The 16390-nt window shown below is 63.9% G+C and carries 15 protein-coding genes; 3 read left to right on the plus strand and 12 right to left on the minus strand.

Features of this window, described 5'->3' with window-relative positions:
- Position 1 precedes the first annotated feature (1 nt).
- The 3 genes from bioF to bioD are packed head-to-tail and all read left to right on the plus strand — an operon-like array spanning position 2 to position 3182.
- Positions 2-1162: an 8-amino-7-oxononanoate synthase gene (gene bioF / locus E2K99_RS12920; RefSeq protein ID WP_134222464.1), complete on the plus strand. Its 1161-nt coding sequence runs from the start codon at positions 2-4 to the stop codon at positions 1160-1162.
- Positions 1159-2505, plus strand: a complete 1347-nt coding sequence (gene bioA / locus E2K99_RS12925) for an adenosylmethionine--8-amino-7-oxononanoate transaminase (protein ID WP_134222465.1) — start codon at positions 1159-1161, stop codon at positions 2503-2505. The genes bioF and bioA overlap by 4 nt, the downstream gene beginning before the upstream one ends.
- Positions 2502-3182 (plus strand): dethiobiotin synthase, encoded by a 681-nt coding sequence (gene bioD, locus E2K99_RS12930; protein ID WP_134222466.1) that lies wholly within the window; start codon positions 2502-2504, stop codon positions 3180-3182. The genes bioA and bioD overlap by 4 nt, the downstream gene beginning before the upstream one ends.
- Here bioD and E2K99_RS12935 read toward each other — a convergent pair.
- The 12 genes from E2K99_RS12935 to cyoB all read right to left on the minus strand — a co-directional run bounded on the left by E2K99_RS12935 (position 3160) and on the right by cyoB (position 16323).
- Positions 3160-3768 (minus strand): DUF6988 family protein, encoded by a 609-nt coding sequence (locus E2K99_RS12935; RefSeq protein ID WP_039785847.1) that lies wholly within the window; start codon positions 3766-3768, stop codon positions 3160-3162. The genes bioD and E2K99_RS12935 overlap by 23 nt on opposite strands.
- 56 nt (positions 3769-3824) lie before the next feature.
- Positions 3825-5465, minus strand: coding sequence for a histidine kinase famiy protein (locus E2K99_RS12940; RefSeq protein WP_134222467.1), 1641 nt, complete (start codon positions 5463-5465; stop codon positions 3825-3827).
- A 209-nt stretch (positions 5466-5674) separates the two neighbouring features.
- Complete coding sequence (locus tag E2K99_RS12945) at positions 5675-6328, minus strand: ABC transporter ATP-binding protein (RefSeq protein ID WP_134222468.1); 654 nt, start codon at positions 6326-6328, stop codon at positions 5675-5677.
- The gene (locus tag E2K99_RS12950; RefSeq protein WP_134222469.1) at positions 6325-7086 is read right to left on the minus strand and encodes an ABC transporter ATP-binding protein; all 762 of its coding nucleotides are present in this window, start codon (positions 7084-7086) and stop codon (positions 6325-6327) included. Before E2K99_RS12950 ends, E2K99_RS12945 begins: the two co-directional genes overlap by 4 nt.
- The gene (locus tag E2K99_RS12955) at positions 7083-8978 is read right to left on the minus strand and encodes an ABC transporter permease (protein WP_134222470.1); all 1896 of its coding nucleotides are present in this window, start codon (positions 8976-8978) and stop codon (positions 7083-7085) included. The genes E2K99_RS12950 and E2K99_RS12955 overlap by 4 nt, the downstream gene beginning before the upstream one ends.
- Before the next feature lie 49 nt (positions 8979-9027).
- On the minus strand, positions 9028-10215 hold the full coding sequence (locus E2K99_RS12960) for an ABC transporter substrate-binding protein (protein WP_420840916.1): 1188 nt from the start codon (positions 10213-10215) through the stop codon (positions 9028-9030).
- A 112-nt stretch (positions 10216-10327) separates the two neighbouring features.
- Positions 10328-10864, minus strand: a complete 537-nt coding sequence (locus tag E2K99_RS12965; RefSeq protein ID WP_134222472.1) for a response regulator transcription factor — start codon at positions 10862-10864, stop codon at positions 10328-10330.
- Positions 10865-10993: 129 nt separating this feature from the next.
- Positions 10994-12376 (minus strand): ATP-binding protein, encoded by a 1383-nt coding sequence (locus E2K99_RS12970; protein ID WP_134222473.1) that lies wholly within the window; start codon positions 12374-12376, stop codon positions 10994-10996.
- A 3-nt stretch (positions 12377-12379) separates the two neighbouring features.
- Positions 12380-13231 carry an SURF1 family protein gene (locus E2K99_RS12975; protein ID WP_134222474.1) on the minus strand — a complete coding sequence of 284 codons (852 nt, stop codon included), beginning with the start codon at positions 13229-13231 and terminating at the stop codon, positions 12380-12382.
- The gene (cyoD, locus tag E2K99_RS12980; protein WP_039785863.1) at positions 13228-13704 is read right to left on the minus strand and encodes a cytochrome o ubiquinol oxidase subunit IV; all 477 of its coding nucleotides are present in this window, start codon (positions 13702-13704) and stop codon (positions 13228-13230) included. The genes E2K99_RS12975 and cyoD overlap by 4 nt, the downstream gene beginning before the upstream one ends.
- On the minus strand, positions 13701-14327 hold the full coding sequence (cyoC, locus tag E2K99_RS12985) for a cytochrome o ubiquinol oxidase subunit III (RefSeq protein WP_034329230.1): 627 nt from the start codon (positions 14325-14327) through the stop codon (positions 13701-13703). Before cyoC ends, cyoD begins: the two co-directional genes overlap by 4 nt.
- Positions 14320-16323, minus strand: coding sequence for a cytochrome o ubiquinol oxidase subunit I (gene cyoB, locus E2K99_RS12990; RefSeq protein ID WP_134222475.1), 2004 nt, complete (start codon positions 16321-16323; stop codon positions 14320-14322). Before cyoB ends, cyoC begins: the two co-directional genes overlap by 8 nt.
- Positions 16324-16390 lie beyond the last annotated feature (67 nt).

Raw genomic sequence — 16390 nt, forward strand, 5'->3', positions numbered from 1 at the left:
CATGCAAGATTTCACCCGTGAGCTGGACGCCCTCGCCAGCCAGAGCCTGCTGCGCACGCGGCGTGTGGTCGACGGTCCGCAGGGACCGCTGCTGCAGGTCGATGGACACGACGAATTGTCCTTCTGCAGCAACGATTACCTGGGCCTGGCCAACCATCCGCAGCTCATCGCCGCTGCCGCCGAGGCCTTGCAGCGCTATGGCGTGGGTGCAGCGGCCTCGCCTCTGATCAGCGGCCACAGCCGCGCGCATGAAACGCTGGAAGCCGAACTGGCGGCCTTTGTCCGCAGGCCTTCGGCGCTGGCGTTCGGCAATGGCTACATGGCCAACCTGGGGGTCGCCGCAGCGCTGGCCGGCAAAGGGGATACCGTCATCGTGGATCGCCTGGCCCATGCCTCGCTGATCGATGGCGCACGCTTGTCCGGGGCCAGCCTGAAGGTATTTCCGCACAACGATGTGAGCCGTCTGGAGCAGGTGCTCTCCCGCTGCAGCAGCCCTCGCAAGCTGGTGCTCACCGATGCCGTGTTCAGCATGGATGGCGACCTGGCCCCGTTGGCCGAACTGGCGGCAGTGTGCGCCCGGCATGAGGCCTGGCTGCTGGTGGATGACGCCCATGGCCTGGGCGTACTTGGTCCGCAAGGACGAGGCAGCCTGGCCCTGGCGGGCGTACAGGCGCCGCACGTGCTGCTGATGGGCACGCTGGGCAAGGCGGCCGGGGTGGCCGGCGCTTTCGTCGCCGGTGATGCCGGCGTGCTTGCATGGATCCTGCAGCGCGCCCGTACCTACATGTTCAGCACGGCGCATCCCCCCGCGCTGGCCGCCGCCACCTCGGCCAGCCTGCGCCTGATCGCCCGCGAAGAATGGCGGCGCGCGCATCTGCAGGTACTGGCCAAGCAATTGCGCAGCGGACTGGCGGGGCTGCCGTGGACACTGCTGCCCTCCCCGACCGCCATCCAGCCGCTGATCGTGGGCGACAATGCGGCCGCCCGCGCCCTCTCGGCGGCCCTGCGCGTCAGGGGCATCTGGGTGCCGGCGATCTGCCCGCCCACGGTCCCCAAGGGGACAGCCCGGCTGCGCATCAGCCTGTCAGCCCTGCATACCCCGGCCGATGTGGCGCGCCTGGTGGCGGCACTGAGATCACTGGCCCAAGGAGAATCCGCATGACCATTGCAAGCCCGCTGGCCGCCCGCAGCCTGCGCAGCGTGTGGCATCCCTGCACCCAGATGCGCCAGCATGAGCGCACGCCTCCCATCGCGCTGGCCCGTGCGCACGGTGCATGGCTGGTCGATACCGAAGGACGGCGCTATCTGGATGCCATCAGTTCCTGGTGGGTCAATCTGTTCGGACATACCAATGCGCGCATCAATGCGGCCCTGATCGACCAGTTGGGCCAGCTGGAGCACGCCATGCTGGCAGGCTTCACGCATGAGCCGGTGGTGCAGCTCTCCGAGCGGCTGGCGGCGCTGACGGAGCATGCGCTGGGCCATTGTTTCTATGCCTCGGACGGTGCCTCGGCGGTGGAGATCGCGCTGAAAATGAGCGTGCATGCATGGCGCAATGCCGGGCATGCAGACAAGAATGAATTCATCTGCATCGCCGGCGGCTATCACGGCGAGACCGTGGGGGCGCTCGGCGTGACCGACACGCCGCTCTTTCGCAGTGCCTATGAATCCCTGCTGCGTCCGGCACATATCGCTGCCTCGCCCGATGCGCGCCAGGCGGGACCGGGCGAGACGGCCGCCGATGTCAGCCGCCGCGCGCTGGCCGATGTCGAAAGGCTGCTGCAGGAACGCAGCGGACGCATTGCCGCCCTCATCGTCGAACCGCTGGTGCAATGCGCTGCGGGCATGGCCATGCATGATCCACAGTATGTGCGCGGACTGCGCGGGCTGTGCGATGCCTACGGCGCGCACCTCATCGCCGACGAGATCGCGGTCGGCTGCGGGCGTACCGGCCGCTTCTTCGCCTGTGAGCAGGCGGGCGTGTGGCCGGATCTGCTGTGCCTGTCCAAGGGTATCAGCGGTGGCTACCTGCCGCTGTCGCTGGTGATGGCCAGCGAGGCCATCTATGCCGCTTTTTACGATGACGATGTGCGGCGCGGCTTCCTGCATTCGCACTCCTATACCGGCAATGCACTGGCGTGCCGTGCTGCGCTGGCGACGCTGGACATCTTCGAGCAGGAACAGGTGCTGGACCGCAATGCCCGGTTCGCTCCGGTGCTGGCCCAGGCCCTGCAGCCGCTGGCGCAGGATGCGCGGGTGCAGCACGTGCGCCAGCGCGGCATGATCTGGGCTTGTGATGCGCGCATCGATGATGCCGCCGTCGCGGCAGGTTTTTCGCGCCGGCTCGCCGACGAGGCCGCGCAACGCGAACTGCTGGTGCGCCCGATCGGCAAAACGCTTTACGTGATGCCGCCCTACATCCTCGATACGGCCCAGGCGCAATGGCTGGGCGAGCGTCTGCATGCGGCCTTCGATGCGGCGATGCGCGCCGAGCCTCGCCCATGAGCGGCCGCAGCTATTTCGTGACCGGTACCGATACCGGCGTCGGCAAGACGCTGGTGGCGTCCGCGCTCATCCACTTGCACGCCGCGCGAGGCGTGCGTGCCGGCGGCATGAAGCCGGTGGCGTCCGGGGCTTTCCAGCAGGACGGCGTCTGGTGCAACGAGGATGTGCTGGCCTTGCAGGCCGCGGCCAATGTGGATTTGCCGCTGCACCTGGTGAATCCCTACCTGCTGCGGCAGGCCACGGCGCCGCACATTGCAGCGGCGGAGGAAGGCGTGCAGATTGCACTCGATCATCTGGCGCTATGCCATGCGCAATTGCAGTCGGCGTGTGACGTACTGATTGTGGAAGGTGCGGGTGGCTTCATGGTGCCGCTCGATGCGGACCACAACAGCGACGATCTGGTGGCCCGGCTGGGCTTGCCCGTGATCCTCGTGGTCGGCATCCGCCTTGGCTGCATCAATCATGCCTTGCTCAGTGCGCTGGCCATCCGCACGCGCGGGCTGCGCCTGGCTGGCTGGGTGGCCAATCATGTCGATGCGCGAGAGACGCAGGCCGGCGCCATGGTGAACACGCTGGTGCAGCGGCTGCAAGCGCCGCTGCTGGGGCGTCTGCCCTGGTCACCTGACATGACGGCGGCCCAAGTGGCTGGTCTTCTTACTTGGCCAGATCCATCTTGACGACGTTGGACGTGCCACTGCGCACGGCCGTGATGTGCTTGTCGTGAATCGTGCGATAGCTGGCCAGCCCCAGTTCTGCCATGGAGTTGGACAATTCCACCAGGTCGGTGACGGCCTCTTCGGAATACATGGCATCGACCTCGTTGGCATCGAGCCAGTGACGGATGCGGCGCTCGCCGGAGAAGACGAAATCGCTCAGCCGCACCCAGTGGCCACCGAGGATGGCGGCCTCCTGGCCGTCGCGGCCGGCCAGTACGCTGTCAACCTGCGTGACCAGCTGGCGCATGCTCTTGCCGCTGCCGTCGACCAGGAACCGCGTGAGTTCCTCTTCGCTGGCGCAGTACCACAGCCACAGGGCATTGAAGGCAGCCTCGATCTGGTGCCCGATGAGTGCAAAGGCCGAGGCGTGGACCGGCATGTCATCACGCAGCAGCAGGATGATGCCGCAGTGATGTTGCTGGGCCACAGTGAGACAACCGATGGCGGCACAGGCGCGCCGGTCATCGGGCAAAGGCTGGCCGTTGAATTCGGCCGAAATGCGATAGGCAAGGGACTGCGCCCTGGCCAACAGGTGATCCAATTGCATGGGACGACTCCCCTTCGTGTGAGGGCACGTGTACGGACGACTTGTTGTTATTCTTTTCAGCTCACGCCAGTGGCGCCGTCGAGGACAATGCGGATCTTGCGGGCCAGCTCATCGTGGCGGTAAGGTTTGTCGAGGACGGGAAATTCGCCATCGGCACCATGCCGCTCTATCGATTCACTGGCATAACCGGTAGTTAATAAAATTTTGATGGAAGGTATCATGCGGCGGGCCTCTCGCGCCAGTACCACGCCGTTCATGCTGCCCGGCATGATGAGGTCGGTGAAGAGCAGATCCACCTTCGGTTCGGAACGCAGCACCTGCAAGGCTTCCGTCGGTGAATTCACCATGCTGACGCGATAGCCCAGGCTTTCCAGCATCGCCTGGGCCAGTTCGGCGACCTCGATTCTATCGTCAACCACCAGAATGTGCTCGTGACCGCCTTGGGTATGCGTGCGGTTGTCATACTCAAAGGCCCCGCCGACCTGGTCCTGCGTGGCCGGGAAGTAGATCGAGACTGTCGTGCCGCGCTCTGCGCTGGAGACGATGCGCACCGATCCGCCGGACTGCTTGACGAAGCCGTACACCATCGACAGCCCGAGGCCGGTGCCCTTGCCTTCGTCCTTGGTCGTGAAAAACGGGTCCATCACGCGCGGCAGGATGTCCGCGGGAATGCCGGGGCCGTTGTCCGTAACTGCGATGCAGACATAGAGGCCGGGTTTTACACCCAGCTGGATGGCACGATCTTCCGAGGTCAGGTCTTCATTGCTTGTATGGATTTTTACCGTTCCCTTGCCGGACATCGCATCGCGCGCATTGATGAGCACGTTCAGCAGGGCGACTTCCATCTGGGTCGGATCGAGTCGGCAGTTCCACAGGCCGGAAGCCAGCTCGGTTTGCACCTCGATATCGCCACCGAGCGTGCGTTGCACGAGATCGGTGAAACCTTCCGTGAGCGAATTCAGGTTGATGGTGCGCCCCTCCAGCCGCTGCTTGCGGGCGAAGGCCAGCAATTGCTGGGTCAGCATGGCCGCCTTGCCGGAAGCCTTGCGAATGCTGTCGGCGCTGCGCGAGACACGCCCGAGGTCGGGCGTATCGCTGCGCAGCGCAAGATTGATGATGTCCAGGTAGCCGCTGATGACCTGCAGCAGGTTGTTGAAGTCATGCGCAATGCCGCCGGTGAGCTGGCCCAGCGCTTCCATCTTGCGCGCCTGGCCGAGGGCTTGCTCGGCATCACGTCGGCGGCTGATGTCCAGTTGCGAGCTGAAGAAGTATTTCAGTTCGCCATGCTGGTCATAGACCGGTGAAATGAAGAGCGCATTCCAGAACGTCGAGCCATTCTTGCGGTAGTTCAGCAGCTCGGTGGCGAGCTCGCGCTTTTCCGCCACGGCCTGGCGCACTTGTGCGACCACTGCGCGGTCGGTCTCCGGGCCTTGCAGGAACCGGCAGTTCTTGCCCACGACCTCGGCCCGGCTGTAGCCGGTCATGTTCATGAAGGCGTTGTTGACGAAGATGATCGGATTGTCCGGCTTGTTGGGATCGGACACGATCATCGGCATGCGCGTCATTTCGACGGCTGCGAAGAAGATATCGTTGGCGTCATCGCCTACCGCGACCTTGGCGTGGTCGTTGCGCATTCCTGCATCATTGAAGTCGTCGGCAGGCCAATGCACCGTGGGGTGCTTGGCGGTGTTGGGCATTGTATTTTTCTCCAGTGGGCTGGGCTCGGTTGCAGTGAGGCAACGGGAAGCGAGCTGCTTTCAGGAGTTTGGACACGGACGACCTCAACGGTTCCCGGCCCAATTGCAACAAGAATGCGAGTGTCCTGTTACATGTTGAGATGCATGTTGCGCAGCCCTTGCTGCAGGCCGGATTGCCATGGATGAGCTTGACGGGATGGCGTGCTGTCCTACGGCAACATGCGGCCCTGATCCAGTGTGTAGCTGCGGTCGCTGACCAGGCCGGCGAAGTGCGTATTCTGTTCGCAGAGGAGGATGGACATGCCGCGCCGTTTCAATTGCAGGATCATGTTCGCCATCTGCTCCACAATCACCGGGGCCACGCCTTCGGAAGGCTCATCCAGCAACAGCAGGTGCGGATTGCCCATGAGCGTGCGGGCAATGGTCAGCATCTGCTGTTCGCCGCCGCTCATGCGCCCGCCGGGGCGATGCGGCATGGCGCCCAGGTTGGGGAAGAGCTCGAAGAGCGCCTGCGGCGTCCATGCTGGCTCGCCCGCGCGCGCAGGCTGCCGACCGGTTTCCAGATTCTGCAGCACGCTCAGTTCGGTGAAGATGCGCCGATCCTCGGGCACGAAACCGAGTCCCAGGCGGGCGCGCTGGAAAGGGGCCAGGCGCGTGATGTCGCGGCCCTCCAGCGTGACCTGGCCCTGCGTGCCTTCCAGCAAGCCCATCAGCGCCTTGAGCGTAGTGGATTTTCCCGCGCCGTTGCGCCCGGTGAGCGCGACCACTTCGCCGCGCCCCACTTCCAGCGAGAGATCGAACAGGATATGCGCCTGCCCATAGAAGGCATGCAGTCCCTCGACCATCAACAATGGCCCACTCATGCCGGGCTCCCGAAGCTGGCACCCGAGCCGAAGTAGACCTCGCGCACGCGCGCGTCCTGGCGCACCTCCTCGGGCAAGCCTTGCGCGATCAACTGGCCGCGCGCCAGTACGATGATGCGGTCGGCAAACGAGAACACCACATCCATGCTGTGCTCGGTGAAGAGTACCGACAAGCCGCGTTCGCTGACCAGGCGGCGCGTGAGGGCCATCAGTTCGTGCCGCTCGCGCGGGGCCATGCCGGCCGTCGGCTCATCCATCAACAGCAGACGCGGCGCATTGGACAGCGCCATGGCCAGCTCGACGCGCTTGATGTCGCCATAGGCCAGCACGCCGCAGGCCCGTCCGGCCTGATCAGCCATGCCGACCTGTGCCAACAGGGTCATCGCTTCATCGCGCAGGCAAGCCGCAGCGGGACGCCATAGCTGCCACAGCCGGCGACGATGCGAGAGCAAGGCGGCCTGGACGTTTTCGAGCACGGTCAGGGATGCGAAGGCGGCCGACACCTGGAAAGTCCGCCCCACGCCGCGCCGCCAGATGCGGCGCGCATCGAGACCGGCAATATCCTCGCCATCAAGCAGCACACGCCCGGCATCCGGACGCAACTGGCCGTTGATGAGATTGAAGCAGGTGGACTTGCCCGCACCGTTCGGTCCGATCAGCGCCAGCATCTCGCCGGCCGGCAGCGTAAAGGAAACGTCATCCAGCGCGGCGACACCGCCGAAGGATTTGCGCAGGCCATCGATCTGCAGCAGGCTCATGCGCCCTCCTCCCGCTTCAACGGTGCACGCAGGCGGCTGAACGCGCCTGCCATGCCGCCGGGGAACAGCAATACCAGCAGCAGGATCACGCCGCCCAGCAAGGCACGCCAGTAATCGGTCTCGCGCGCCACCAGGTCTTGCAGCCAGGTAAACAGCGCTGCGCCCAGCAGCGGACCGAGCAGGCTCTGCACGCCGCCCAGCAAGACCATCACCAGGCCATCCACCGAGCGCCCCACGCTGGCCACCTCGGGCGAGATGCTGCCCTTGGAGAAGGCGAACAGCACACCGGCCAATCCGCAGAACAGCCCGGCGATGGCGAAGCCGCCCCATTGCAGGCGGCGCACGTCCATGCCCAGCGACTCGGCGCGCACGGCCGCGTCGCGGGCGGCGCGCAAGGCCAGTCCGAACGGCGCATGGATCACGCGCCGCAGGAGAATGACGCCAAGCGCGGCACAGCCCAGTGCCAGGTAGTAGTAGGCCAGCGGCGAGGCCAGCGTTTCTGCGGGACGAATGCCGACCAGCCCGTTGCTGCCGCCGGTCAGGTCATCCCACTGGAAAAAGGTGGCCCAGACGATCTGGGCGAAGGCCAGCGTCAGCATGGCCAGATACACGCCCGACAGCCGCACGCAGAACCAGCCGAACAGGATCGCGCCAGCCATGGCCGCGAGCGCGCCGGCGAGCATGGCCAGCGGCATCGGCCACTGCAGTTTGAGCGTGACCAGTGCGGCGGCATAGGCCCCCAATCCGAAATAGGCGGCGTGACCGAAGGACACCATGCCCCCCGGCCCCATCAAGAAATGCAGGCTGGCGGCGAAGAGGACGGCGATCAGGATCTCCACCATCAGCACCGGCAGATAAGGGAAGCGGCTTGCCAGCAAGGGCAGCGCCAGCAAGGCCAGCAGCGCGGCCCATCCCGCCAGGCGTGCCTTGCGCCCGGGTGCGCGCAACGGCGCGTCATGGCCGATACCGCTGCGCACCAGCGCCAGTGGCTTGCCGAACAGGCCCCACGGGCGCATCACCAGGATGGCCGCCATCACCAGAAATTCCACCACCAGCGTGAGCCGCGAGAGCGAGACCTCGATGCCGAACAAGGAGACATTGCCCAACGCAATGCACAGCGCCTTGACCTCGGCGATCAGCAAGGCAGCGGCGAAGGCACCGCCGAGCGAGCCCATGCCACCGACCACCACCACCACGAAGGCGTTGCCGATGGTATCGAGATCCAGTGCCAGGTTGGCCGGCATGCGTGGCCCCTGCAGCGCGCCGCCCAGTCCGGCCAGGAAGCAGCCCAGCGCGAAGACGGCCGTGAACAGCCAGGCCTGGTTCACGCCCAGTGCGCCCAGCATTTCGCGATCCTGCGTCGCGGCGCGGATGAGCGTGCCCCAGCGCGTGCGGTTGAGCAACAGCCACAGCAATCCGAACACCAGCGGACCGATGACGATGAGCAGCAAGTCATACTGAGGCAGGCGCCGCCCCAGCAACTGCACGGCACCGGAGAGCCCCGGCGCACGCGGGCCGAACAGGTCTTCCGGACCCCAGATCCAGAGCGCGGCATCCTTGATGATGAGTACCAGGGCAAAGGTGGCCAGCAGCTGGAACAGTTCCGGCGCACGATAGATGCGACGCAAGACCAGTACTTCCACCACGGCACCCAGCGCGGCCACGGTGAGCGCGGCCAGCAGCAGCGCGCCCCAGAAACCGAGCGCCGTGCTGCCCAGCCGCTCCACCAGGCTGTAGGCGACATACAGCCCCAGCATGTAGAACGAGCCATGCGCAAAATTGACGATGCGGGTAACGCCGAAGATCAGCGACAGGCCTGCCGCCACCAAGAACATCGCGGAAGCATCGGCCAGGCCATTGAGCAGCTGGACGGTGAGGCTGGCAAGCGTCATGGCATCAGCAACGGCCGCATTGGAACGTGAGCAAGATCAGCGTGGCAGGTCAATCCGTCGGACGCAGCTTCTTGACCTCGGCATCCGGCAACTGCAGGCTGGCGCCGTCGACATAGCTGAAGCTGGTCATGATGCCCTTGCCGTCCTTGATGCCGGTACGGCCGACGAAAGCGCCCAGCGTGGACTGGTGATCCTGCGGGCGATAGACGATGGAGGCCACCGGCGTCTCCACTTTCAGGCCCGAGAAGGCCGCAGCGAGCTTGTCGGCATCGGTGCTGCCGGCTTTCTTGATGCCGGCGGCAATCGACATCAATGCGCTGTAGCCAACCAGCGAACCATTGCGCGGGTAGTCGTTGAATTTCTTGCGATAGGCGTCCACGAACTTCTTGTGTTCGGGGGTGTTGATGGCGTACCAAGGGTAGCCGGTGACGATCCAGTTCTGCGGGGCTTCGTTCTTCAGCGGATCGAGGTATTCAGGTTCGCCGGTCAGCAGCGACACCACCTCCACCTGATCGAACAGGCCGCGCGTATTGCCTTCCCGCACGAACTTGCCCAGGTCGGCGGCGAAGAGTGCATTGAAGATGGCATCCGGCTTGGCATCGGCCAGCGCCTGCGTGACCGCACCGGCATCGATCTTGCCCAGCGGCGGCGCTTGTTCGGCGACGAATTCCACATCCGGCTGGGCTTGCTTGAGCAGGGTCTTGAAGCTGGCGACGGCGGATTGGCCGTATTCATAGTTGGGATAGACGATGGCCCAGCGTTTCTTCTTCAGCTTGGCGGCTTCTTTCACCACCGACGCCACCAGCATGTAGGTGGACGGACGCAGGCGGTAGGTGTACTTGTTGCCGTTCTGCCAGACGATCTTGTCGGTCAGCGGCTCGGCCGCCAGGAAGAAGACCTTGTGCTGCTTGGCGTAATCGGTGAGCGCCAGGCCGGTATTGGAGAGGAAGCCGCCAAAGAGCAGCGCCACGCGTTCGCGCGCCATCAGTTCTTCGGCCACGCGCACCGAATCCCCGGGGTTGCCATTGTCGTCGCGGGCGATCACTTCCAGCTTCTTGCCCAGCACGCCACCGGCGGCATTGACTTCATCCAGGGCCATCTCCCAGCCCCGGCGGTACGGTTCCAGGAAGGCCGGCTGCGCCTTGTAGCTGTTGATCTCGCCAATCTTGATGGTGTCCTGGGCCTGGGCTGCGCCTGCAGAAAGATTCACGATGGTCGCGGCGCACGCCCACAGCAGGCCGCGCTGGAAGTTGAAATGGTTCACGTCATTCCCTTCTGGTGAGAGTGCCCCGGCCGTTGCGGCGCGCGGGGCGGGCGTAATGATAACCGCTGGCGCAGCCGTGTGCAGTTTACTTCACACGCTGTTTTTCCAGCTTGCGCGCCAAGGTACGGCGGTGCATACCGAGGCGGCGCGCGGTTTCGGAGATGTTGAAATCGGTTTCCACCAGCACCTCGTGGATGCGTTCCCATTCCAGGGTCTTGATGGAGGTGGCGCGGGCCGGCAGCTCGACCTCCGACGCACCGGCCACGTGGCCGAAGGCGGCTTCGATGTCGTCGGTATTGGAGGGTTTGGCGAGGTACTGGCAGGCGCCCAGCTTGATGGCTTCCACCGCCGTGGTGATGCTGGCGAAGCCGGTCAGCACGACGATGAGCATGGCTTCATCGTGGGCATGCAGCATCTGCACGCAGGCCAGTCCGGAGGCGTTGCCGCCCAGTTTCAGGTCGACCACGGCATAGCCGGGACTGTGTTCTTTCAGGTGGGCCGCCGCTTCCTCCTGGCTGGCGGCCAGCAGGACGGTGTAGCCGCGACGCTCGAAGGAGCGTCCCAAGGTGCGTGCGAAGGCGGCGTCGTCCTCGATGATCAGAAGCAGGCGATCAGCCGGCATGTGCATTTCCTATTTTTCTACTTTGCCAAAGCCGGTATTGTAAGGCGAGACGGCACCGGACATGGCCGGCACCTGAAGAAAAAGGAAATGATCACGGTCAATGCCGCGTCAGGCGCGGCTTGCGGCACATCAAGCGCCCATCGGATAGTCCGGCAGTTCGCTGCCAGGCGCCGTTTCGGTCAGCGGGGCCAGGCTGATGGCCGACAGCGGCAGCTCAAGCGTCACGCGCGCGCCACCCGCGGCACGATTGCTGGCCCAGACCCGTCCGCCCAGCTTGCGCGCGACGTTGACCACAAAGAACAGGCCCAGGCCACGGCCCGGCTTGCCCTTGGTGGACTGGTAGGGCTTGCCGATCTGGTTGATCATCCAGTCGGGGAAGCCGGGGCCGCGATCGCTCACTTCCATGAGCAGCAGATCCCCTTCCCGCCTCACCTCCAGGGCCAGCCATTGGGGCGAGACCTCGAAGGCGTTGTCCAGCACGTTGCCCAGCATCTGCTTGATGGCCGAGTCGAAGGCGACCGGCACATCCTGCCCGATCAGGTTGCGGTATTCGAAGATCTCCACCGGCCGCGTCTTGCGCCAGTCTTCGGCCACGCTATCGAGGAAGGTGTTGATCGTGGTCTTGATGGACGATTCGCCGCGCGCCTCGCCGGCCGACAGCAACACGCCGCTGACGATGGATTTGCAGCGCTGCAGCTGGGCTTCCATCTCGGCGATGTCGTCCAGCATGTCGGCGCGCTGGCTGATTTCGGGCATGCGCTTCCAGTCACCCAGGATCACTGACACTGTTGCCAGCGGCGTCCCCAGTTCATGGGCTGCTCCGGAAGCCAGCAGGCCCATGCGCACGATGTGGTCTTCCTCGGCGGCACGCTGGCGCAGGTCGGCCAGCAAGGCATCACCGGCGCGCAGGTTGCTGCTGATGCGGGTGATGAAGAACACCATCAGCCCGGCATTGAGCAGGAAGCAGATCAGCGTGCCCTCCACATACAGGCTCAGCAAGCCCGCGTTGTGGTCCGGCGGCAGTGCCAGCGGCTCGGAAAACAGTGCCAGTCCCGCCAGGCAGGCCATGGTCACGGCGACGATGGCCCAGCTCGACCAGGGCTTCAGGAGCACGGCCGAGAGGATGATCTGCATCAGGTACAGGAAGGCGAAGGGATTGGTGATGCCGCCGCTCAGGTAAAGCTGGAAGGTCAGCACCGCCACGTCCACCAGCAAGGCCAGGAACAGTTCGGCATTGGTGGCGATGCGCCGTTCATGCCAGCGCAGGTGGCTGGCGATGTTGAAGGCGATCAGGCAGGACAGCACCTCCAGCATGTGCGGCAGCGGCAGATGCAGGTCGAACACCAGCACCACGAAGGCAATCGTGGAGACCTGCCCCAGCACCGCCAGCCAACGCAACTGGATCAGCAGCAGCATGTTCTGGTGGCCGGCCGGGTTCTGCTCGCCCTGGCGCAGGCGCTGCCAGCGCTCGCGCAGGGTCTTGCGCTTGGCGACGGTGTCGGAGGCAGTCATCGCTCAGCCCCTGGCTTGCGCATCCTGGATGCGCTGGCGCCAGCGGCGTTCGTCGCGGATGACCCAATAGCCCGCACCCAGCGACATGAGCGCCAGGGCGTACCAGGTCAGGGCATAGACCAGGTGGCTGTTGTGGAAGGCGATCACGGTCAGGCCACCGACGGGTTTCTGCGCATCAGGAGCGCTGGCGGCATTGGCTTCCGACGACGCCTTGTCGGCATCGACGAAATACGGTGCCACCTGCCCCGCTGGCAAATGTCGGGCTTGTGCAATTACCTTCACATCGCGCGAATACCAGCGGTTCTGCGCGCCGTCATTGCTGCGCAGGAAACCGCCGCCCTGCTCGCTCATGCGCAGCAATCCAGTCACTTCGTTCAGTTGGCCTGCAGGCGCATCCGCCAGCTGGGACTCAGCCAGTTTGAGCGGCGAGACCGGCACGAACCCGCGATTGATCAGCACTACGCTGCCATCGGCCATCTGCAAGGGCGTCAGCAGCCACGCTCCGCTGCCCAGGTCGGTACTGGCCTGCACGGCCACCGTCTTGCTGTACAGGTAGCGGCCGCTCAAGGCCACACGCTTGTATTCATCGCGCTCGGCGGTCACGTTCGGCCAGTCCTGCGCAGCGGGTGGCGCCACCGGTGCGGCGTGCACCCGGGCGTCGACCTTGGCGATCAGATCCAGCTTCCATTGCAGGCGATAGACCTGCCAGGTTCCCAGCGCAGCGAAGACCAGAAAGAAAAATCCCGCCAAAAGCGTCAGCAGCAACAAGCTGGCCTTTGTGCGGGATACCGGGGCGGCTTGCGCCGCCCCGCTTTCTTTGCCTTGCGTCACGCCATCAGTTGGCGTCGGGCTCATTTCGATGGGGCTGCGCCGTGTTGCATGCCTTGCATACCCTGCATCGACTGCGGCACGGTTTCGGTCGGCATGTTTTCAGGCGACATGGTCGGCATCATGTTGTGGTTCAAGTGATACATGACCCACAGCGAACCGGACAGAGCGATCACCACGATGACGACGGTGAAGATCATCGCCAGCATGTTCCATCCACCTTCGGACTTGCTGTTCATGTGCAGGAAATACTTGATGTGCACCACGATCTGCACTGCCGCGAAGACCAGCAATACGATGCCCAGAGTTGCCGGGTTCGCGATGGTCTTGTTCATGACCATCCAGAACGGGATCGCGGTAAGGATCACGGCCAGCACGAAGCCGGTGACGTAATCCTTCATCGTGCCGTGTGCGGCGTGGTCGCCATGACCATGACCGTGGCCATGGTCGTCTTGATGGCCCATCGGTCGGGCCGGGTGTTCTTGGTGACCGCGGCTCATGGCAGGACTCCCATCAGATAGACAAAGGTGAAGACGCCGATCCAGACCACGTCCAAGAAGTGCCAGAACATCGACAGGCACATCAGGCGACGGCCGTTGGCTTCGGTCAGGCCGTGCTTGTTGATCTGGAACAGCAGCACGATCAGCCAGATGATGCCGAAGGAAACGTGCAGACCGTGGGTACCGACCAGCGCGAAGAACGAGGTCAGGAAGCCGCTGCGTGCCGGACCTGCGCCTTCGTGGATCAGGTGCAGGAACTCGTACAGTTCGAAGTAGATGAAGCCGGCACCCAGCAGACCCGTGATGATCAGCCAGATGATGGTGTTCTGCTGCTTCTTGGCCTGCATGGCCAGCATGGCGAAACCGTAGGTGATCGACGACAGCAGCAGCAGCGCGGTGTTCAGCGCCACCAGCGGCAGGTCGAACAGCTCGGCGCCGGTCGGACCGCCTGCATAGTTGCGGCCCAGGACGGCGTAGCACGCAAACAGGCAGGCGAAGATCAGGCAATCGCTCATCAGGTAGATCCAGAAGCCCAGCAAAGTGCCGTTCTCCGGATGGTGATGGCGGACGAAATAGCGCGAGCTAGGCGTCGCGTCGGCCGTGTGGTTGATTGCTTCAGACATGGCTATTCAACAGACGTGTGCGCTCTGCTTCGACACGGACGACTTCGTCGGCCGGGATGTAGTAGTCGCGGTTGTAATTAAAGGTGTGCACGATGGTGGCCACGCACAGGGCGACGAAACCAGCCACGGCGGGCAACCACATGTGCCAGATCATGGCGAAGCCAACGGCAGCGGACAGCGCGGCGATGATGAAGCCGGCACCGGTGTTCTTGGGCATGTGGATTTCCACGAAATCACCCAGCGGACGCTGATAGTTGTTCTTCTTCATGTCAGCCCAGGCGTCGTTGTCATGCACGACCGGGGTGAAGGCGAAGTTGTAAGCCGGCGGCGGCGACGAAGTCGACCATTCCAGGGTACGGCCGTTCCACGGATCACCGGTCACATCGGCCAGCTTCTTGCGGTCGCGGATCGAGACAGCGATCTGGATGATGAAGGAACCGATGCCCAGGGCGATCAGGCCGGCACCCAGTGCAGCGACCACGAACCAGATCTGCAGCGACGGATCATCGAAGTGGCTCATGCGGCGTGTCACGCCCATCAGGCCCAGTACATACAGCGGCATGAAGGCCAGGTAGAAGCCGACCAGCCAGAACCAGAACGAGCACTTGCCCCAGAATTCGTTCAGCTTGAAGCCGAAGGCCTTCGGGAACCAGAAGTTGATGCCGGCGAACATGCCGAACACCACGCCGCCGATGATGACGTTGTGGAAGTGGGCGATCAGGAACAGCGAGTTGTGCAGCACGAAGTCAGCCGGGGGAACGGCCAGCAGCACGCCGGTCATGCCACCGATGACGAAGGTGACCATGAAACCGATGGTCCACAGCATCGGCACTTCGAAGCGGATACGACCGCGGTACATCGTGAAGAGCCAGTTGAAGATCTTGGCACCGGTCGGGATCGAAATGATCATCGTGGTGATGCCGAAGAACGAGTTCACGCTGGCACCCGAACCCATGGTGAAGAAGTGGTGCAGCCACACCAGGTAGGACAGGATCGTAATCACGACGGTCGCATACACCATGGAGGTGTAACCGAACAGGCGCTTGCCGCTGAAGGTCGACACGATTTCCGAGAACACGCCGAAAGCCGGCAGGATCAGGATGTACACCTCGGGGTGGCCCCAGATCCAGATCAGGTTCACGTACATCATGGCGTTGCCGCCCATGTCGTTGGTGAAGAAGTTGGTACCGAAGATGCGGTCCAGAGACAGCATGCCCAGCACGGCGGTCAGCACCGGGAAGGCAGCCACGATCAGGACGTTGGTGCAGAGCGAGGTCCAGGTGAAGACCGGCATCTTCATCATGTTCATGCCCGGGGCGCGCATCTTGACGATGGTCACCACCAGGTTGATGCCTGAGAGCAGTGTCCCTACCCCGGCCACCTGCAAGGCCCAGATGTAGTAATCCACCCCCACGTCAGGGCTGTACAGGATGCCCGACAGCGGCGGGTAAGCCAGCCAGCCGGTGCGGGCGAATTCGCCCACGAACAGCGAGGCCATCACCAGCAGTGCGCCGAAGGTGGTCATCCAGAAGCTGAAGTTGTTCAGGAAGGGGAAGGCCACGTCACGTGCACCGATCTGCAGCGGCACGACGTAGTTCATCAGACCGGTCACCAGAGGCATGGCCACGAAGAAGATCATGATCACGCCGTGGGCGGTGAACACCTGGTCATAGTGGTGCGGTGGCAGGAAGCCGGCATTGTCGCCAAAGGCGATGGCTTGCTGCGCACGCATCATCAGCGCATCGGCAAAGCCGCGCAGCAGCATGACGATGGCCAGCACGATGTACATGATGCCGATGCGCTTGTGGTCGATACTGGTGAACCAGTCGCGCCACAGCATGCCCCACAGGCGATATTTGGTGAGCAGGCCGAGTACTACTATGCCGCCCAGCGCCACCATGGCGAAGGTACCGATCAGGATCGGCTCATGGTATGGAATCGCTTCCAGACTGAGACGACCGAAGATCAGCTTTATCAGGTCAAAATTGTCAGACATCTTTACTTCCCGGGGAAAAAGGAAATGGGGGCGCAGCGGTGTTCTGCTGCGCTGATACGGCTACCAG

The sequence above is a fragment of the Herbaspirillum huttiense genome (assembly GCF_004367745.1).
Lineage (GTDB): Bacteria > Pseudomonadota > Gammaproteobacteria > Burkholderiales > Burkholderiaceae_D > Herbaspirillum > Herbaspirillum huttiense.